Raw genomic sequence first — 19,054 nt, 5'->3', positions numbered from 1 at the left:
GCGTTGAACGCGGTGTCCATGCCGGACTGCCCGCCCAGAATGTCCTGGAGCGACCCGTTCAGATCATTGGTGATCTCGTCCGCATGCGCCTTGAACGAGTCGAACGCGACCTTCCCCGACCCGTTGAACTTGCCCTCCAGCGGATCGGCCGCGGCGATCAACTGCCGGATCAGCGAACCGAGATCGGTACTCGAACCCTCGGTGCTCTTCCCCAGATCGGACAGAGTCGTGGACCCCATGTCGAACTTCACGCACACACCCCCGCACAGTCGTCTCCAGCGGGTCGGGCTTCCACGAACTTCCCCCTGCGCCTCGTATGTCCCGCCGGACCAGGTCACTTTCTATCGAACGAGCGTTGCAGACGCAACGCGGTTCAGAGCCGAGGGCGTGAAGTCACGCCACGGCCGCCTCTGAGTGCTGGGAACGGGCGGGTTCAGACTGGTCCCGGTCAGCCTCTGAGGGATGCGGCAACGTCACCACCTGCCTTGGCGCCCGGGGCCACGCGCGTCGCTCGGCGCCGCCGCCTTGTGACCCTGCCCGACTAGTGGCAACTGGTGTGCCCTGTAAGGCAATTGACGCAGAATCGACGCCATTTTCACGGGGCAGAGATCCGACCCAAGAGCCCGCCAGGGTAAAAGGTTCAGACCATCAACGGGGCAAGGCAGGGGAATTCTTCAAAGCTCTGGAAAACCTCAAACTTGCTTGTTGCCCAGCGCTTCGAATGCCATGATCGAACCACGCCCTGCGCTTCACCTTCACCGCCTGACCAGCGGCGATGTGATGCGCATCGCGGAATTATCACTTCCGTCCTGCTGCGTGATATCGCGCGTGCCACGCGGCCGCTCAACGGATTTGAAGATTCCACGAATTGGGCGTTCGAGAATGCACTTACGCATCAGCTAGGGGAACAGCCATGCAAAAGATCATTTCGCGCAAGCTCAAGTCGGCTGCGATCGCGGTGTCCGTCACGGTGGCCCTGCCGGTCCTCGGCCTGGTGGCGGCCTCGCCCGCCTCGGCAGGAAGCTGCGACTTCGGGGGCGGCAGCGGCGACAAGTGCTCGTCGCGATTCCAGCCCACGCAGGCGAACTGTGACGGGGTCATGGGCTACCTGCGCTCGCACGGCGGGAACCTCGGGAAGATGAACAACACCTTCCAGGACGAATGGCGTCAGTGCGCCGCCAAGTTCATCAGCTTCGGCAGGGGCTGACACTCCATGTGACCGGCCCCTCCCACCAGTTCGACCGGTGGGAGGGGCCGCCGCGCTGCCAGTGCGCCAGCAGGGCGACGAGGCTCAGAGCCCCCGCGCCACCTCGGTCGCCCAGTACGTCAGGATCATGTTCGCGCCCGCCCGCTTGATGCCGGTCAGGGTTTCCAGGATCGCCCGGTCGCGGTCGATCCAGCCCTTCTCCGCCGCGGCCTCGACCATCGCGTACTCGCCGCTGATCTGGTACGCCGCGACCGGCACGTCCACCGACCCGGCGACCTTGGCCAGGATGTCGAGGTAGGGACCGGCCGGCTTGACCATCACCATGTCCGCGCCCTCGGCCAGGTCCAGCGCCAACTCCCGCATGGATTCACGGGTGTTGGCGGGGTCCTGCTGGTACGTCTTGCGGTCGCCGCGCAGCGAGGAGCCGACGGCCTCGCGGAAGGGGCCGTAGAACGCGGAGGAGTACTTCGCGGTGTAGGCCAGGATGGAGACGTCCTCGTGGCCGGTCTGGTCCAACGCGTCGCGGATGACGCCCACTTGGCCGTCCATCATGCCGGAGGGGCCCACCACGTGGACGCCCGCGTCGGCCTGGACCTGGGCCATCTCGGCGTAGCGCTCCAGGGTCGCGTCGTTGTCGACGCGGCCGTCGGCGTCGAGGACGCCGCAGTGGCCGTGGTCCGTGTACTCGTCCAGGCACAGGTCGGACATGATGACCAGGTCGTCGCCGACCTCTTCGCGCACGGCGCGGATGGCGACCTGGAGGATGCCGTCGGGGTCGGTACCGGCCGTGCCGGCCGCGTCCTTCTTCTCGTCCTCCGGCACGCCGAACAGCATGATCCCGGCGACGCCCGCGCCGACCGCCTCGACGGCGGCCTTCCGCAGGGTGTCCAGGGTGTGCTGGGCGACGCCCGGCATGGCCTGGATCGGGACGGGTTCGGTGATCCCTTCCCGTACGAACGCGGGGAGGATGAGGTCGGCGGGGTGCAGCCGGGTCTCCGCGACCATGCGGCGCATGGCGGGGGTGGTGCGCAGCCGACGGGGCCGGGCCCCGGGGAAGGATCCGTACTCAGTCATGACGTACACGCTACGCCGGTCGCGGGGGGTGTTTTCCCCGCCCCACCCCTTCCCGCAACCCTCCGGGGGTGGATGGTGACAGCTGACCTTCGGGGGCTGCGTCCCGGGCCCCCGGATGCGTTCGGCTGCGGACCGCGGGCGCCGTTCGCGCAGTTCCCCGCGCCCCTGGCCGTACCCGTGCTGGGGCACTCCCAGCCCGTCCGGCGATTGAGGACGAGCGCCCTTGAGGCGCGAACGGGGGTCCGGGGGCGGAGCCCCGGGGCAAGGGCCCCCGGGGCTCCGCGTGCCCCGGACTACGTCGTGCGGCGGCGCCGCGCGCCGGGGCGGCGCTCGCTCGGGCGGGTCACGTGCTCGCCCGCCGAGACCGCCGCGTCACGACGCGCCGCACCGAAGTCCGCAAGGGCCTGGGCCAGCTTGTGGACGGACGGCTCCGGGGCCATCACGTCCACCCGCAGCCCGTGCTCCTCCGCCGTCTTCGCCGTCGCGGGCCCGATGCACGCGATGACCGTGACGTTGTGCGGCTTGCCCGCGATGCCCACCAGGTTGCGCACCGTGGAGGACGAGGTGAACAGGACCGCGTCGAAGCCGCCGCCCTTGATCGCCTCACGCGTGTCGGCCGGCGGCGGCGAGGCCCGCACGGTCCGGTAGGCCGTGACGTCGTCGACCTCCCAGCCGAGCTCGATCAGACCGGCCACCAGCGTCTCGGTGGCGATGTCGGCGCGCGGCAGGAAGACGCGGTCGATCGGGTCGAAGACCGGGTCGTAGGGCGGCCAGTCCTCCAGGAGGCCGGCCGCGGACTGCTCACCGCTGGGCACCAGGTCCGGCTTGACGCCGAACTCGACCAGGGAGGCCGCCGTCTGCTCGCCCACCGCGGCGACCTTGATGCCCGCGAAGGCGCGGGCATCGAGCCCGTACTCCTCGAACTTCTCGCGAACCGCCTTCACCGCGTTGACGCTGGTGAACGCGATCCACTCGTACCGGCCGGTCACCAGGCCCTTGACCGCGCGCTCCATCTGCTGGGGCGTGCGCGGCGGTTCGACGGCGATCGTCGGGACCTCGTGCGGCACGGCTCCGTACGACCTGAGCTGGTCGGAGAGCGAGGCCGCCTGCTCCTTCGTACGCGGTACGAGCACGCGCCAGCCGAACAGCGGCTTGGACTCGAACCACGACAGCTGGTCGCGCTGGGCGGGGGCACTGCGCTCGCCGACCACGGCTATGACGGCCTGGTGCCCGTCCGGCGAGGGCAGCACCTTCGCCTGCTTGAGCACCTGGGCGACCGAGCCGAGCGTCGCGGACCAGGTCCGCTGACGGGTCGTGGTGCCCGCGATCGTCACGGTCATCGGGGTGTCGGGCTTACGGCCCGCCGACACCAGCTCACCGGCCGCGGCCGCGACCGTCTCCAGGGTGGTGGAGACGACCACCGTGCCGTCGCTCGCGCCGACCTCGGCCCAGCAGCGCTCGGAGGCGGTACGGGCGTCGACGAAGCGGACGTCGGCGCCGCCGGCACCGCTCAACGGCACACCGGCGTACGCCGGCACACCGACCGCGGCGGCCACACCCGGCACCACCTCGAAGGGGATGCCCGCGGAGGCGCAGGCCAGCATCTCGCCGGACGCGTCGCCGTCGAGGCCCGGGTCGCCGGACACCGCACGGACGACCCGCCTGCCGGAGCGCGCGGCCTCCATGACAAGATTGGCGGCATCCCGCAACACAGGGATCCCGGCGGTTGTTGACGCCTCGTCAACAACCGTCAGCTGAGGCGTGTCCACACCTGCCCGCGCATGCGCGCGAACGACGTCGAGCACAGCCGGCTCGGCGATCAGGACATCGGCGGACGCCAGCGCCTCCACGGCGCGCAGCGTCAGCAGCCCGGGGTCACCGGGTCCGGCACCGAGGAAGGTGACGTTTCCGGCTGCGGTGGGGTGGGTCGTGGGGCTCAAAGTGCTCGCTCCCCCATAAGACCGGCCGCACCCTTGGCGAGCATCTCGTCCGCGAGTTCGCGTCCGAGGGCCATCGCTTCGTCGTGCGACGTGGGTACGGGACCGGTGGTGGACAGCTGCACCAGCGAGGAACCGTCGGTGGTACCGACAACTCCGCGCAGGCGCATCTCATGAACAACCTGCCCGTCGGCCAGCAGGTCGGCCAACGCACCCACAGGTGCGCTACAGCCGGCCTCCAGGGCGGCGAGCAGGGACCGCTCGGCGGTCACGGCGGCCCGGGTGACCGGGTCGTCGAGCTCGGCGAGCGTGGCGGCGAGGTCGGCATTGGCTGCCGTGCACTCGATCGCCAGTGCCCCCTGGCCGGGGGCGGGCAAAACGGTGTCGACCGACAGGAAGTCGGTCACGACGTCGCTGCGTCCGATGCGGTTGAGACCGGCGGCGGCCAGGACCACCGCGTCGAGCTCGCCCTTGGTGACGTACCCGACGCGGGTGTCGATGTTGCCGCGGATCGGCACGGTCTCGATGGTCCGGCCGTGGCTGCGGGCGTACGCGTTGAGCTGCGCCATCCGGCGCGGCGAACCGGTGCCGACGCGGGCGCCGTCCGGAAGCTGCTCGAAGGTCAGCCCGTCACGGGCGACCAGCACGTCCCGCGCGTCCTCGCGCGCCGGGATCGCGGCGAGCACCAGGTCGGGGTGCTCCGCGGTCGGCAGGTCCTTGAGGGAGTGCACCGCGAAGTCGACGTCGCCGCGCAGCAGCGCCTCGCGCAGCGCCACGACGAACACACCGGTGCCGCCGATCTGCGCGAGGTGCTCGCGGGAGGTGTCGCCGTACGTGGTGATCTCCACCAGCTCGACCTGACGGCCGGTCAACTGCCGTACGGCGTCGGCCACATGGCCGGACTGGGCCATGGCGAGCTTGCTGCGCCTGGTCCCGAGTCTCAGTGCTTTCTCGGTCATGACCGCCCTCGGTTCTTGACATCGGCGTCGTTCAGATCGGCCCGGGAGACGGCGGCCACCGTCTCGGGGTCGAGGTCGAAGAGAGTGCGCAGCGCGTCCGCGTACCCGGCGCCGCCGGGTTCGGCCGCGAGCTGCTTGATCCGCACGGTCGGGGCGTGCAGAAGCTTGTCGACGACGCGGCGCACGGTCTGGGTGACTTCGGAGCGCTGCTTGTCGTCGAGGTCCGGGAGCCGGCCCTCCAGGCGCGCGACCTCACCGGCCACGACCTCGGCGGCCATGGCGCGCAGCGCGACCACGGTGGGCGTGATGTGCGCGGCCCGCTGGGCGGCGCCGAACGCGGCCACCTCGTCGGAGACGATCGCGCGCACCCGGTCCACGTCGGCGGCCATCGGGGCGTCGGCGGAGGCCTCGGCGAGCGACTCGATGTCGACGAGCCGCACCCCGGGCACCCGGTGCACGGCGGCGTCGATGTCCCGCGGCATCGCGAGGTCGAGCAGCGCCAGCTTCACGGGCCCGGCCGGCACGGGCACGTCGCGGCGCTCGCGCGAGATGCGCCGGTGCGTGTTCTCGGCCCAACTGCCGTGCAGCTCAAGGGAGTCGGCGTCGGCAGCCGGGGCCGCGTCGGCCGCGCCGTCGGCCCTGAGCGCCTCGTCGACCACCCCGAACCCGGCCACCGCGGCACCCGCGGCCGCCGATCCGGAGAAGCCCACGGGACACCCCGGGGCCGGCGCGACATCCACGAGCGGCACCGGGTCCACCAGGCTCTCGCCGACCGCGACGGCGACGGCCTCGCCGGTCAGCACCAGACCCGTGGCGCCCGTGCAGGACACCGCGACGTCGACTCGTGTCAGTTCCCGTGCCACATCAGCCATGGGCACGGCACGGGCGGCCGTGCCCGACTCGCCGAGGATCTCGGCCAGGCGCTCGGCGCGGGCGTGGGTGCGGTTGGCGACCACGACCTCGTCGATGCCGATCCGGCCGAGCGTCGCGGCGGCGAGCGAGGACATCGAACCCGCGCCGATGACCAGCGCGCGCTTGCCCTTGGCCCAGTCCTCGACGGGCGCCCCGGCGGCCAGCTGCTCAAGACCGAAGGTGACGAGCGACTGCCCGGCCCGGTCGATGCCGGTCTCGCTGTGGGCGCGCTTGCCGACCCGCAGCGCCTGCTGGAACAGATCGTTCAACAGCCGCCCGGCGGTGTGCAGTTCCTGCCCGAGCGCGAGGGTGTCCTTGATCTGGCCGAGGATCTGTCCCTCGCCGACGACCATCGAGTCCAGACCGCAGGCCACCGAGAAGAGGTGGTGGACGGCCCGGTCCTCGTAGTGGACGTAGAGATAAGGAGTGAGCTCTTCGAGGCCGACGCCGCTGTGCTGGGCGAGCAGCGTGGAGAGCTCGGCGACACCCGCGTGGAACTTGTCCACGTCCGCGTACAGCTCGATGCGGTTGCAGGTGGCGAGCACCGCCGCCTCGGCGGCCGGCTCGGCGGCGAGGGTGTCGTGGAGCAGCTTGGCCTGCGCGTCCGCGGAGAGGGAGGCCCGCTCCAGGACGCTGACGGGGGCGCTGCGGTGGCTGAGGCCGACGACCAGGAGGCTCATGCCGGCATCACGGCGGGCATGTCCCCGTCCGGTCCCTTCCGGCCATTGCCCGCGGCGCGCACCGGCGGCACCACGGCGCCGGCCGCGGCGGCCGCCTCGGCGACGGCGGCCTCCTCGCCGGCCTTGCGCTGCTCGTGGAAGGCCAGGATCTGGAGCTCGATGGAGAGGTCGACCTTGCGCACGTCGACGCCCTCGGGAACCGAGAGGACGGTCGGCGCGAAGTTCAGGATCGAGGTCACCCCGGCCGCGACCAGACGGTCGCACACCTGCTGAGCGGCGCCCGCCGGGGTCGCGATGACCCCGATCGAGACACCGTTCTCGCTGATGATCTTCTCCAGGTCGTCGGTGTGCTGCACCGGCATCCCGGCCACCGGCTTCCCGGCCATCGCGGGGTCGGCGTCTATCAGGGCGGCGACCCGGAAACCGCGCGAGGCGAAGCCGCCGTAGTTGGCGAGGGCGGCGCCGAGGTTACCGATACCGACGATCACAACCGGCCAGTCCTGGGTCAGACCCAGTTCCCGGGAGATCTGGTAGACGAGATACTCGACGTCGTACCCGACGCCGCGGGTGCCGTACGAGCCCAGGTACGAGAAGTCCTTGCGCAGCTTCGCGGAGTTGACCCCCGCGGCTGCCGCGAGCTCCTCCGAGGAGACCGTCGGCACGGAGCGCTCCGAGAGACCGGTGAGCGCACGCAGATACAGCGGAAGCCTGGCGACGGTGGCCTCGGGGATTCCTCGGCTTCGGGTCGCCGGTCGGTGAGTTCGGCCAGTTGCCACGGTGCTCCTGCGGGATGAGCGGGGCTGCAGGCGGCCACATGTCCCAAGGCCGCCCCGTCGGATGCAGGCTATGTCTTTGTGAACGCGTGCACAAAGATGGTGTCCGCTTTGTCCGAGCAAAGTGACCGGGCTCACGCGAGCCGGGGAGGGAATCGCGGAACCGCAGACGGGTTCAGTCCGTTCAGGACCCGAAGGGGGCAAAGCCGCACACTCTCCTCACAGCGATACCCCCGAACCACAGCAAAACGACCATGATGGTAACCGCAACTATTGCGATCCCCATCATTTGGCTGCTCAACCGCCCACGGCCGAGCGCCCCGGGAAGGCGGCCGGGTTCGCCGGAAAGCGGCCCGGGCTCAGCCGGTCAGCGCGGCCTTGAGACGTACGGGGTCCACGCGCCAGAAGGTGTGCTGCTCACCGTCGACGAGCACGACCGGGATCTGCTCCCAGTACTCCTTGTGCAGCGCCTCGTCCTGCGTGATGTCCTTCTTCTCCCAGGCCGCGCCCGTCTCGGCACACACGGCCTCGATCACCTCCTGGGCGTCGTCGCACAGATGGCAACCGGGCTTCCCGATCAGGGTGACCACCCGGTCGGCCGGATTCCCGCCCGGCTTCTTCGTACGTCGCAGCAAGGGACTCATGCCTCCTATTCTCCCGCCCCCGGGCCACCCCGCGGACCCATAAGCCCGGATCGTCCGTTTAACACGACGGCCTTGGAGAGTTCACGCCATCGCATACCGGCGCGTCGGGAAGTCCCGAACAGACTGGCTATGCTCACGGCATGGCCGCACTGGGATGGCTCACCCCTCGTAGGCGCTCGGCGACAGCACGAAGCGTGCTGGCCGGCGAGGCCGCAGCCGAGGCAGCCCGCAAGTCCTCGCAGGAATTCGCAGAGCTGGCGGAACTGGCCCAGGCCAACGCCGACGAGACCCCTCCGGAGCCCGAGTTCCCCGTCGTCGGTGACGACCTGGCCGCCGCCTTCTTCGACCTCGACAACACCGTGATGCAGGGCGCGGCCCTCTTCCACTTCGGGCGCGGCCTGTACAAGCGGAAGTTCTTCCAGCGCCGCGAGCTCGCGCGCTTCGCCTGGCAGCAGGCCTGGTTCCGGCTGGCCGGCGTCGAGGACCCCGAGCACATGCAGGACGCCCGCGACAGCGCGCTGTCCATCGTCAAGGGCCACCGCGTCTCCGAGCTGATGTCGATCGGCGAGGAGATCTACGACGAGTACATGGCCGACCGCATCTGGCCCGGCACCCGCGCCCTCGCCCAGGCCCACCTCGACGCGGGCCAGAAGGTCTGGCTGGTGACGGCCGCGCCGGTCGAGACCGCCACGATCATCGCCCGCCGCCTCGGCCTGACCGGCGCGCTCGGCACGGTCGCCGAGTCCGTGGGCGGTGTCTATACGGGACGCCTCGTGGGCGAGCCCCTGCACGGGCCCGCCAAGGCCGAGGCGGTCCGGGCACTCGCCGCCGCCGAGGGGCTCGACCTGAGCCGGTGTGCCGCGTACAGCGATTCGCACAACGACATCCCGATGCTCTCGCTCGTCGGCCACCCCTACGCCATCAACCCCGACGCCAAGCTCCGCAAGCACGCCCGCGAGCGCGAGTGGCGGCTGCGGGACTACCGCACCGGCCGCAAGGCCGCGAAGGTCGGCATCCCGGCCGCGGCCGGGGTAGGCGCACTGGCGGGCGGCACGGCCGCAGCCGTCGCCCTGCACCGCCGCCGGCGCTAGCCGGAAGGCCCTGGACGGGCCCGTTCGCCACTGTCCGCAGCCGTGGACGACCGCCGGCCGCCGTCGGCCGCCTCGATATTCGACGCCGGGGGTTTCGCCCCCACCCCCCTTGGCCCGCCAGCCCCGTTGCCCACACCCGGGCACAACAGATCTCCGTCGCGGACAGATCCGAAAGCAACCCGATCAAGTTCCGCTCACGATGTGCGACTTGAACAGACGCATAGACGTCACAGAAGCGACGGAATCGACGATTTGAGCAACTGGGTGTAGCGCTCCCTGCACGAAGCGTTATTCTCCTCAGACGCAATCCGGAACCCGCACATCGCCACGATGGGTGAACGGTTCCGCACTGCACGTGATGGAAGCTCTGCCTCTGGGAGTCCCGTGTACCCACACGTCGGGGTTGACGCCTCGGGCCTGGCTACGCTGCGCGGGGCGGTCGTCGACCGCCTGCGCGTCTTCGTCCCCACCGCGTACGCCGGCGCCCCTGCCTTCGCCACCGCAACACCCGTCGGGCCCTGCTACGCCCTGGCCGACGGTGGTGCCGCAGTCGGTAGACGGAGCGGCGGCCGCAGCACGGGCACGTCCGCGACGCCCACCGCCCGCCGGCCCACCGCCGACAGCGACAGCGCCCGCATGATGGATCTCGTCGAGCGTGCCCAGGCCGGTGAGGCCGACGCCTTCGGCCGGCTCTACGACCAGTACAGCGACACCGTCTATCGCTATATCTACTACCGCGTCGGCGGCAAGGCGACGGCCGAGGACCTCACCAGCGAGACGTTCCTGCGCGCCCTGCGCCGGATCTCCACCTTCACCTGGCAGGGCCGCGACTTCGGCGCCTGGCTGGTCACGATCGCGCGCAACCTGGTCGCCGACCACTTCAAGTCGAGCCGTTTCCGGCTCGAAGTGACCACCGGCGAAATGCTCGACGCCAACGAGGTCGAGCGTTCCCCCGAGGACTCCGTCCTGGAGTCGCTCTCCAACGCGGCCCTGCTCGAAGCCGTCCGCAAGCTCAATCCACAGCAGCAGGAGTGCGTCACCCTGCGCTTCCTGCAGGGCCTGTCGGTCGCCGAGACCGCCCGGGTCATGGGCAAGAACGAGGGCGCGATCAAGACCCTCCAGTACCGGGCCGTACGCACCCTGGCCCGCCTCCTGCCGGACGACGCCCGCTGAATCGCCCGGCCTTTCCGGAACCACCCGCCGACCCGCCCCAGGCGGGTCCAACTCACCATCCGTGAGCACTCGATGACGCTGTGGTCCGATCATCTTTCGTCTCATCTTTCGTCCGTAACCCAAGTGCCGCGTCCGTCGTTGTGCGGGATGCAGGCTCCCTGCGGTCACGCCATGCCCACCGCCGCTCACTCGATCGTGTGGATGTGTTCAAGGCGTGCAACCTTCCAGGCCCCTTGGGGAGTCGACCGTGATGATGAGAGGAGGTGCCGCCAGTGATCGCGAACGTATCGGCGCACCGGCGGGCGAACGCCTTCGCCCAGGCCCTGGAAGAAGCCTCGGCGGCCGACCAGGAGACACCCGAGACCGGGCCGGCCGAACAGGCCGACACCGGCAGGTTGTTGACCCTGGCGGGTGGGCTCGGCGAACTGCCGAAACCGGAGATGGACCCGCAGGTCAAGATCGAGCAGCGGACGCTGCTCATGGCCGAGATGGAGCGAATGTTCGCCGGCGGCGGTGCCGTCGACCCTCAGGTGCCCGAGCAGCGGACCGGCCGCGGCGCCCACCGGGCGACGTCGCTCCGGAAATTGCGACCCCGCTCCCGCTGGTCCAAGGGCATTGCGGCGGGGGGGCTCAGCATCGGCGTGGCCGCGGGCGCGTTCAGCGGCGTGGCCGCTGCCAGTTCCGACGCCCTCCCCGGTGATTCCCTGTACGGGCTGAAACGGGGCATGGAAGACCTCAAGCTCGGCATGGCCGACGACGACGCCAGCCGGGGTGAGCTCTACCTCGACCAGGCATCGACCCGGCTCTCCGAGGCGAGACGTCTGCTGGAGAGAGGCCGCTCCGGCGACCTCGACCACGAGCAGCTCGGCGAGGTCCGGCGCGCCCTCAACGGCATGGAGCACGACGCCTCCGAGGGCCACCGCCTGCTGCACCAGGCCTACGCCCGGGACGGCTCCATCGGCCCCATCGCCGCGCTCAACTCCTTCTCCCAGGCGCACCGCGAGACCTGGAGCAAGCTGCGCGGCAAGCTGCCCCCGCAGCTGAACGACGTCGGCAACAAGGTGACGTCGGTCTTCACCGCCATAGACCAAGAGGTCAAGCCGCTGCAGTCGCTGCTGCCCAAGACGTCCTCCAAGACGCACACCCGGCAGGACAACACCTCGCACCCCGGCGGCACCTCGGGCGCGACCCGCCCGTCCGCGCCGTCCTCGTCCAGCGCCTCCGGCCACAGCACCCCCGGCCAGAGCGGAAAGCCGCCGCAGCAGCCGTCCGGTTCGCCCTCCAACGAGGGCCTCCTCGGCGGCAACACGGGCGGCCTGTTCGAGCCGGGCACGGGCAGCACCACGCCCGCCCCGCCCCACAAACCGGCCAAGCCCCCGGTGCCGGACGTCACACTGCCCCCGCTGCTGCCGGGCCTGCTTCCGGGCCTGGGCATCGACGAGGAGAAGGCGGACTAGCCGGGCAAGCGCCCAGAAGTACGTGCGCGAACGCGGGAGGGGCCGGGAATCATCCCGGCCCCTCCTTGTGCGTACAGATCGTTGTGCGTACAGATCTCTGCTGCGTACGGAACGCCCGTACGGCCCGCCCGTACTGCCCGCCCGTACGGAACATCGGCAGCGCGTGCGAAGGACTCAGAAGAACACGGATCGCCGCTGCACGAGCAGCTTGTACAGCGTGTGCTGGATCTGTTCGCGCACCTGGTCGGTCAGGTTGAACATCAGCATCGGGTCCTCCGCCGCCTCCGGCGGATAGCCGTCCGTCGGGATCGGTTCGCCGAACTGGATCGTCCACTTCGTCGGCAGCGGCACCAGACCGGCGGGGCCCAGCCACGGGAACGTCGGCGTGATCGGGAAGTACGGGAAGCCGAGCAGCCGCGCCAGGGTCTTGGCGTTGCCGATCATGGGGTAGATCTCCTCGGCCCCCACGATCGAGCACGGCACGATCGGCGTGCCCGCCTTCAGCGCGGTCGACACGAAGCCGCCGCGCCCGAAGCGCTGCAGCTTGTACCGCTCGCCGAACGGCTTGCCGATGCCCTTGAACCCCTCGGGCATCACACCCACGACCTCGCCCCGCTCCAGGAGCACCTGGGCGTCCTCGGAACAGGCAAGGGTGTGCCCGGCCTTGCGGGCCAGCTCGTTGACGACCGGCAGCATGAACACCAGGTCCGCCGCGAGCAGCCGCAGATGGCGGCCCGCCGGATGGTGGTCGTGCACGGCCACCTGCATCATCAGGCCGTCCAGCGGAAGCGTCCCGGAGTGGTTGGCGACGACCAGCGCCCCGCCCTCGGCCGGGATGTTCTCGACGCCCTTCACCTCGACCCGGAAGTACTTCTCGTAGAACGGCCGGAGCACCGACATCAGGACCTGGTCGGTGAGCTCCTTGTCATAGCCGAACTCGTCGACGTCGTACTCACCGGTGATCCGCCGCCGCAGGAACGACAGGCCGCCGGCGATCCGCCGGTCCCAGCCGCCCTGCTCGTGCGGTGCCTCCGTGCGGGTCTCCGAAGCCTGCTGTCCGCCCTCCTGGGCCCCCGGCAGGGAACTGACCGGGGAAGCGGGTGCCGCGAGCGGCTGCGGCCCGGGCTCGGCCTTGCGGCGGCCCGGGACCGACCGCCTGCGGCCGGTGCGCTGCGCGCTCTGGCGCGAGCGGTCGTCGTCGAACGGGATGACCTTGGCGTCCGCCATCGTTGGTGCGCTCCTCATTCCGCGTTCGAAGGGGTGGTGGCCCGGGCCCGGGTCCCACCCGGGAAGGGCTCGAACCGGAGCCCCGCCACCCGGTCCACCGCCCTGGCCAGCGAGTCCGGCGGCAGCAGCCCCGGGCCCCGGCTGCGGGCGAAGTCGGCGAACGTCTCGGCGGTCGTGTACTTGGGTTCGTAGCCCAGTGTCTCGCGCATCTGCAGGGTGCTGACCACTCTGCCGTGCGTGAGCAAACGAATCTGCTCCGGCGAGAAGTCGGTCACCCCGACCGTCCTGAGCGCGGTCCCGACCCAGCGCACCGCGGGGAGCAGCACCGGCACCGTGGGCCGGCCCAGGCGCCGCGAACACTGGGACAGCAGGAGCACGCCCTCCCCCGCGACATTGAAGGTGCCGCTGTTGAGCGTGCCGCGCCGGGGCTCGCCCGAGGCGATCCGCAGCACGTCGATGACATCGTCCTCGTGAACGAACTGGAGCCGCGGGTCGTAGCCGAGAACGGTCGGCAGCACGGCCAGCGAGAAGTACTCGGCGAGCGGCGAGTCGGCGCTCGGCCCCAGGATGTTCGCGAACCGCAGCACGCACACCGCGACGTCCGGGCGGCGCCGGGCGAAGCCGCGCACATACCCCTCGACCTCGACGGCGTCCTTCGCGAAGCCGCCGCTGGGCAGCGACTTGGGCGACGTCGTCTCGGTGAACACCGCGGGATCGCGCGGCGCGGACCCGTACACGCTGGTGCTCGACTTCACGACGAGCCGTCTGACCGTCGGCGACTTCTGACAGGCGCCGAGCAGCTGCATCGTGCCGATGACGTTGGTCTCCTTGACCGTGGCACGCCCGCCGCCCGAGCCGAGCGGCGTCCCGGTCACGTCCATGTGCACCACGGTGTCCACCGAGTGCTCGGCGAGCACCTTCGCGATCGCCGGCTGGCGGATGTCCGCCCGCACGAAATCGGCACCACCCAAATGGTGTTCCGGCCGGACGACATCGACCCCGATCACCCGGTCGACCTCGGGATCACGCTGGATCCGCCGCACAAGGCGACCGCCCAGCTGCCGGGCCACTCCGGTGACGAGCACGACCTTCCCCAAGATCAGCGCCTTCCTTCGGCCTTCGGTACGCCCCTACGCCCTGTGCGCCACCGTAGCCGCTGGATGTTGCGCGGCGATGACTCCGTGCGCGCGCATGGCCGAGAAACTGCCTCACCGATCGCGTCCGGGTACGCCACAGCCCTCCCACCGACGATCCGGCGGGAGGGCTGTGATCTCACGAACAGCGCTCGCTTACTTCTTGTTGCGACGCTGAACGCGCGTGCGCTTGAGCAGCTTGCGGTGCTTCTTCTTGGCCATCCGCTTGCGCCGCTTCTTGATAACAGAGCCCACGACTACCCTCGCTCACTTCTTCTCACTCGGTGCGGGGCGTCTGGGCCCACACGACCTACGTCGGCCTAGCCTACCTGCCGCCGAGTGAGGGACGTAATCCGAGGGGAACACCGAGCTCCCTCAGGCCGTCTCCACCCCCACAAAGGACTCGCGGAGATACTCGTGAACTGCTTGCTCCGGGACCCGGAAAGACCTGCCCACCCTGATCGCCGGCAGATGACCGCTGTGCACCAAGCGGTACACGGTCATCTTCGACACTCGCATCACCGAGGCGACTTCCGCCACGGTCAGGAACTTGACCTCGTTGAGAGGCCTGTCACTCCCAGCAGCCATGACCCACCTGTACCTTCCGCACCGAACGCGCACCGGCTTCCCCTCCGGTGACTCAACGTCGCTGTGCGCTCACTCCCCAGACTAGGTGCGGGTGGTGCGAGTGGGGAAGAGGAGCTGCGATCGGCCGCCTACTGTGACAGACACGCTCGATTGAGTACATAGCGAGTAAGCGGGCGGTAGTAATCGGACCGCACGGCGTCATCAAGCGGAACGGCCACGGCCACCCGTCCCTCGGCTTCGCCGACGAACAGCGCGGGGTCGTCCGTATCGGCCAGACCGACCGCCTCAATACCCAGCTGACCTGCCCCGCAGACCCATCCGTGATCTCCGATCACAAGCTCGGGAACCCCTCTCGAACCCCCCGCCGCGACCCCCAGGGCGACCCGAATCGGGAGGGGCGAATGGGTGTGTGCGCCGGTCTCGCCACCGGCTCCCCGCGCGCCGGGTTCCCGCACCAACGCGACTCCCCGTACGTAGTCAAGGTTGTACGTACGTACCCCGAACCGGGTCGTTATGTCGACAGAGCTACCCTGCGCCGGGGTGAGGACAGGGCATCCCGCCGCCGACAAAGCGTCCGCCAACGCGGCGTAGAACCCGAGCAGCCGGTGCGGATGCCCGGTGCCGAGCAGCACCGCACCCCGTCGCGCGGCCACCTCGCCGAGCCGCGCGGCGAAGGCGTCGAGCGCCGCCAACGTCCGCTCCGGGTCGATGACGTCGGGCCCGCTCACATGCCGGGGATCATCGCTCACCCCGCACTTGTCCGCCATCAGCCGCAGCAAGTCCCCCTCTCCCCAGCCCCATTCGGGGTCGAGGCCGAGCAGGACCCGAGGATCGCGGGCCGCGAACAGCCGGTAGCTCCGCAGGCTCTCCTCCCTGGAGGTGGCCACCGGCCCGGCCAGCCTGGCTGCCAGAAGATGCGCCCGCAGCGCCCCGATGCTCAACACCCGACGATGCTCTCGCAGCCGGGCCGCCGGGACATCAATTTCCGTTGGCTGCCCCACAGTTGGCGTAACGTCGCATCAACTCCCGGTGCTCCTAGGGCAACAGCCCCCGCAGCGGGAAGGCCGCCCGCCGCGTGGCGAGCACCGCCTGGTCGAGTCGGTTCGCCGGGTCGTACCCCTCGTCCCACGGCCGCCACGCCACGGTCCGCCCGTCCGTCATTCGGCCCGGGCCCAACTCCCTTGTGCGCGCGTACACTTCGTCGCGCCAGGACGAGGGCACCACCGACTCGGGATCGACCGGCGCATGCCCCGCGATCCCGACCAGATGCGTCCAGGACCGCGGCACCACGTCCACCACCGAGTAGCCGCCGCCCCCGAGCGCGACCCACTTCGCCCCCTCGACGTACTCGTGCGCCAGCGAGTGGCAGGCCGCCTGCACCGCCCGCTGGGCGTCGAGCGAAACGGCCAGGTGGGCCAGCGGGTCCTCGAAGTGCGTGTCGGCCCCGTGCTGGGTGACGAGGACCTGTGGCCGGAAATCGGCGATGAGCTCCGGCACCACCGCGTGGAACGCCCGCAGCCACCCCTCGTCCCCCGTCCCGGCCGGCAGCGCGAGATTGACCGCGGCCCCCTCGCCCGGCCCGTCCGCACCGGTCTCCTCGGGCCAGCCCGTCCCGGGGAACAGCATCCGGGGGTGCTCGTGCATCGACACGGTCAGGACCCGGGGGTCCTCCCAGAACGCCGCCTGCACCCCGTCCCCGTGGTGCACGTCGACGTCCACGTACGCGACCCGCTCGACCCCCAGCTCCAGCAGCCGGGCGATCGCGAGGGCGGCGTCGTTGTAGATGCAGAACCCGGCCGCACCGCCCGGCATCGCATGGTGCAGGCCGCCCGCGAAGTTGACCGCGTGCGAGGCCTCCCCCGCCCACACCGCCTCGGCCGCGGCCACGGACTGCCCCGCGATCAGCGCGGACGCCTCGTGCATCCCGGCGAAGGCGGGATCGTCGACCGTCCCGAGCCCGTACGCGATGTCGGCCGCACGCGGGTTCGCGGACGCGGCCCGCACGGCGTCGACGTAGTCCTGCCGGTGCACGAGCCGCAGCGTCGAGTCCCCCGCGGGCGGCGCGGCGACGACGTCCACCTGCTTGTCCAGCCCGTACGCCCGCACCAGACCCATGGTCAGCGCAAGCCGCACCGGGTCCATCGGATGGCTCGACCCGAAGTCGTAGCGCGTGACAGCTTCATCCCACATCAACAGTGCGCGGCCGCTCATGCCCGCCACCGTATCGGGCGGCCTCCGAGCCGAACGAGCGGGCGTACACCAGCGTCAGCAGCACCAGGATCATCGGCACGAGCATCGCCCCGCGATAGCTCCAGGCGTCCCCGAGCGCCCCCACGAGCGGCGAGCCCACGAGGAAGCCCACGTAGTTGAAGATGTTGAGCCGCGCGACCGCGGCATCGCTGGCCTCCGGGAACAGCCGTCCGGCCGCGGCGAACGTCTGCGGCACGATCACACAGAGCCCGAACCCGAGCAGGGTGAATCCGGCCATCCCCATCCAAGGCCCCGGCGCGAGGGCCACCACGCCGAACCCCGCGGCCGCGAGCACCGTCCCGAACCGCACCACGGCCACCGCCCCGAACCGCCGCACCCCGAAGTCCCCGGCGGCCCGCCCGAGCAGCGTGGTCACCATGTAGACGTTGTACGGAACGGTCGACAGCTGCTCGGAGCTGCCCAGCGTGTCCTGGAGGTACTTGGCACTCCAGTTGGAGACGGTCGAGTCGCCGATGTACGCGAAGCTCATCACCAGACACAGCGGCAGCAACAGCCGGAAGACGACGGGCTTGGCCCCCGGCGCGCCCCCGGCCACCTCGGCTGTCGGCACCCCGTCCACGTACCACCGGCTCGCGACCAGACACACCGGCAGCAGCACGGCCACGACGGGCAGATACGACACCAGCAACGACAGATGCCAGTGCGCCCCCACCCAGGCGAGCGAGGCACCCCCGATCCCGCCGAGACTGTACGAGGCGTGGAACCCGAGCATGATGCTGCGCCCGTACGTCCGCTGGAGGCTCACCCCCAGCATGTTCATGGAGGCGTCGAGCGCCCCCACCGAAAGCCCGAACGCGCCGAGCGACAGCGCGGCCTGCCACATCCGGTCGCCCGCCCCGGCCCCGAGCAGCGCCAGGAGCACGGCGGGCTGCGCGAACCGCAGCACCACGCTCGGCCGGACGCGCTTGATCAGCTGCTCGGTGCAGACGCTGCCGGCCCCCGCGAGGATCGGTACGGCCGCGAGGAAGACGGGCAGCAGCCCGTCGGATATCCCGTACCGGTCCTGGATCGCGGGTATGCGGGTCACCAGGAGCGCGAATGCCATGCCCTGCGCGAAGAAACTCACCGCCAGGGACGCCCTGCCGTGCCGCAGGCGTGGGTCTGTCATGGCGGCACAGCCTAGGGCCGTTACCTACTCCTGGGTAGAGAGATCACCCGAGCAATCCGAGCAGCTGTCCCATGTCGCCGAAGTACCCGTTGGCCCCGGGGAGCCGCTCGGCCGGCGTCATCGCCGTGAACGCGTACACGTCCATGCCCGCGGCCCGCGCGGCCTCGACGCCGAGGGGGCTGTCCTCGACGACGACGCACCGCTCGGGGGCGACGCCCATCCGCTCGGCCGCGTGCAGGAACAGGTCCGGCGCCGGCTTGCCCCGCCCGACGTCCTCCGAGGAGAACACCCACTCGTCCTCGAACCACTCGTCGAGCCCGGTCCTGAGGTGCCCGACCCTGATCCGCTCGTGGGTCCCGGAGGACGCCACACAGTAGGGCACCCCGTCCGCCACGAGCTTTCCGAGCACGTCGGTCACGCCGGCCACGGGCTGGAGCTCCCGCTCGAACGCGGCGAAGATCCGGGCGTGCAGCGTCTCGTCGAAGTCCGCGGGCAGCGCCTGCCCGGTGCGTTCCTGGATCAGGTCGTGGACGCGGTGGATGGCGGCCCCCATGTAGTCACGGAGGGAGTCCTCGTACGAGGTGGCGTGGCCCAGTTCGGTCAGATAACTGGACAGGATGGTGTTGGAGATGGGCTCGCTGTCGACGAGCACGCCGTCGTTGTCGAAGATGATGAGGTCATAGCGCATGACTCGACCTTAAACGCAGAAAAGCCCCGCACCGTGACCCTGAGGGTCTGGTGCGGGGCTTTTCCCAAAAATTGTTCGGCGGCGTCCTACTCTCCCACAGGGTCCCCCCTGCAGTACCATCGGCGCTGAAAG

At 70.4% G+C, this 19,054-nt stretch carries 19 protein-coding genes; 4 read left to right on the top strand and 15 right to left on the bottom strand.

Features of this window, described 5'->3' with window-relative positions:
- On the bottom strand, positions 1 to 251 hold a 251-nt coding region (locus IE267_RS39055; protein ID WP_189766541.1), incomplete at its 3' end, for a hypothetical protein.
- A 662-nt stretch (positions 252 to 913) separates the two neighbouring features.
- Here IE267_RS39055 and IE267_RS39050 point away from each other — a divergent pair.
- Positions 914 to 1,207 (top strand): hypothetical protein, encoded by a 294-nt coding sequence (locus tag IE267_RS39050; RefSeq protein WP_189766540.1) that lies wholly within the window; start codon positions 914 to 916, stop codon positions 1,205 to 1,207.
- A gap of 84 nt (positions 1,208 to 1,291) precedes the next feature.
- Here the strand turns inward: IE267_RS39050 and hemB are convergent, their stop codons facing one another.
- The 6 genes from hemB to IE267_RS39020 all read right to left on the bottom strand — a co-directional run bounded on the left by hemB (position 1,292) and on the right by IE267_RS39020 (position 8,186).
- Complete coding sequence (gene hemB / locus IE267_RS39045; protein WP_167157864.1) at positions 1,292 to 2,281, bottom strand: porphobilinogen synthase; 990 nt, start codon at positions 2,279 to 2,281, stop codon at positions 1,292 to 1,294.
- Between the two features lie 293 nt (positions 2,282 to 2,574).
- Positions 2,575 to 4,221 carry a bifunctional uroporphyrinogen-III C-methyltransferase/uroporphyrinogen-III synthase gene (locus IE267_RS39040; RefSeq protein ID WP_167157866.1) on the bottom strand — a complete coding sequence of 549 codons (1,647 nt, stop codon included), beginning with the start codon at positions 4,219 to 4,221 and terminating at the stop codon, positions 2,575 to 2,577.
- Entirely contained in the window at positions 4,218 to 5,177 is a 960-nt protein-coding gene (gene hemC, locus IE267_RS39035; protein WP_167157868.1) for a hydroxymethylbilane synthase, read from the bottom strand. The genes IE267_RS39040 and hemC overlap by 4 nt, the downstream gene beginning before the upstream one ends.
- On the bottom strand, positions 5,174 to 6,769 hold the full coding sequence (locus IE267_RS39030; RefSeq protein ID WP_167157870.1) for a glutamyl-tRNA reductase: 1,596 nt from the start codon (positions 6,767 to 6,769) through the stop codon (positions 5,174 to 5,176). The genes hemC and IE267_RS39030 overlap by 4 nt, the downstream gene beginning before the upstream one ends.
- Entirely contained in the window at positions 6,766 to 7,545 is a 780-nt protein-coding gene (locus tag IE267_RS39025; protein WP_161244836.1) for a redox-sensing transcriptional repressor Rex, read from the bottom strand. Before IE267_RS39025 ends, IE267_RS39030 begins: the two co-directional genes overlap by 4 nt.
- Positions 7,546 to 7,901: 356 nt before the next feature.
- Positions 7,902 to 8,186 (bottom strand): glutaredoxin family protein, encoded by a 285-nt coding sequence (locus IE267_RS39020; RefSeq protein WP_167157871.1) that lies wholly within the window; start codon positions 8,184 to 8,186, stop codon positions 7,902 to 7,904.
- A 140-nt stretch (positions 8,187 to 8,326) separates the two neighbouring features.
- Here IE267_RS39020 and IE267_RS39015 point away from each other — a divergent pair, with 140 nt between their 5' ends.
- The 3 genes from IE267_RS39015 (at position 8,327) to IE267_RS39005 (ending at position 11,907) form a co-directional block, all read left to right on the top strand.
- Positions 8,327 to 9,277: an HAD family hydrolase gene (locus tag IE267_RS39015; protein WP_161244834.1), complete on the top strand. Its 951-nt coding sequence runs from the start codon at positions 8,327 to 8,329 to the stop codon at positions 9,275 to 9,277.
- A 384-nt stretch (positions 9,278 to 9,661) separates the two neighbouring features.
- Positions 9,662 to 10,450: an ECF subfamily RNA polymerase sigma factor, BldN family gene (locus IE267_RS39010; RefSeq protein ID WP_053724590.1), complete on the top strand. Its 789-nt coding sequence runs from the start codon at positions 9,662 to 9,664 to the stop codon at positions 10,448 to 10,450.
- Positions 10,451 to 10,722: 272 nt separating this feature from the next.
- Positions 10,723 to 11,907: a DUF5667 domain-containing protein gene (locus tag IE267_RS39005; protein ID WP_167157873.1), complete on the top strand. Its 1,185-nt coding sequence runs from the start codon at positions 10,723 to 10,725 to the stop codon at positions 11,905 to 11,907.
- Between the two features lie 174 nt (positions 11,908 to 12,081).
- Here the strand turns inward: IE267_RS39005 and IE267_RS39000 are convergent, their stop codons facing one another.
- From IE267_RS39000 to IE267_RS38965, 8 genes are all read right to left on the bottom strand, one after another.
- Positions 12,082 to 13,134, bottom strand: coding sequence for a lysophospholipid acyltransferase family protein (locus IE267_RS39000; RefSeq protein ID WP_189766539.1), 1,053 nt, complete (start codon positions 13,132 to 13,134; stop codon positions 12,082 to 12,084).
- A 14-nt stretch (positions 13,135 to 13,148) separates the two neighbouring features.
- Positions 13,149 to 14,231 (bottom strand): NAD-dependent epimerase/dehydratase family protein, encoded by a 1,083-nt coding sequence (locus tag IE267_RS38995; protein WP_167157877.1) that lies wholly within the window; start codon positions 14,229 to 14,231, stop codon positions 13,149 to 13,151.
- Positions 14,232 to 14,423: 192 nt separating this feature from the next.
- Positions 14,424 to 14,522 (bottom strand): 30S ribosomal protein bS22, encoded by a 99-nt coding sequence (locus tag IE267_RS38990; protein ID WP_003948845.1) that lies wholly within the window; start codon positions 14,520 to 14,522, stop codon positions 14,424 to 14,426.
- 120 nt (positions 14,523 to 14,642) lie between these two features.
- Positions 14,643 to 14,855 carry a helix-turn-helix domain-containing protein gene (locus IE267_RS38985; RefSeq protein ID WP_159030439.1) on the bottom strand — a complete coding sequence of 71 codons (213 nt, stop codon included), beginning with the start codon at positions 14,853 to 14,855 and terminating at the stop codon, positions 14,643 to 14,645.
- 128 nt (positions 14,856 to 14,983) lie between these two features.
- A complete protein-coding gene (locus IE267_RS38980; protein ID WP_167157879.1) occupies positions 14,984 to 15,799 on the bottom strand; it encodes a phosphatase in 816 nt (271 codons plus the stop codon).
- Between the two features lie 91 nt (positions 15,800 to 15,890).
- The gene (locus IE267_RS38975; protein WP_167157881.1) at positions 15,891 to 17,066 is read right to left on the bottom strand and encodes an acetoin utilization protein AcuC; all 1,176 of its coding nucleotides are present in this window, start codon (positions 17,064 to 17,066) and stop codon (positions 15,891 to 15,893) included.
- Complete coding sequence (locus IE267_RS38970) at positions 17,035 to 18,234, bottom strand: MFS transporter (protein WP_189766538.1); 1,200 nt, start codon at positions 18,232 to 18,234, stop codon at positions 17,035 to 17,037. Before IE267_RS38970 ends, IE267_RS38975 begins: the two co-directional genes overlap by 32 nt.
- A 43-nt stretch (positions 18,235 to 18,277) precedes the next feature.
- Positions 18,278 to 18,922 (bottom strand): HAD family hydrolase, encoded by a 645-nt coding sequence (locus IE267_RS38965; protein WP_189766537.1) that lies wholly within the window; start codon positions 18,920 to 18,922, stop codon positions 18,278 to 18,280.
- Positions 18,923 to 19,054: the final 132 nt, after the last annotated feature.

The sequence above is a fragment of the Streptomyces xanthochromogenes genome, assembly GCF_014650455.1.
In the GTDB taxonomy this organism is placed as follows: domain Bacteria; phylum Actinomycetota; class Actinomycetes; order Streptomycetales; family Streptomycetaceae; genus Streptomyces; species Streptomyces xanthochromogenes.
The sequence above is the reverse complement of the archived record's forward strand: the minus strand, read 5'-3'. Positions and strand labels throughout refer to the sequence as shown.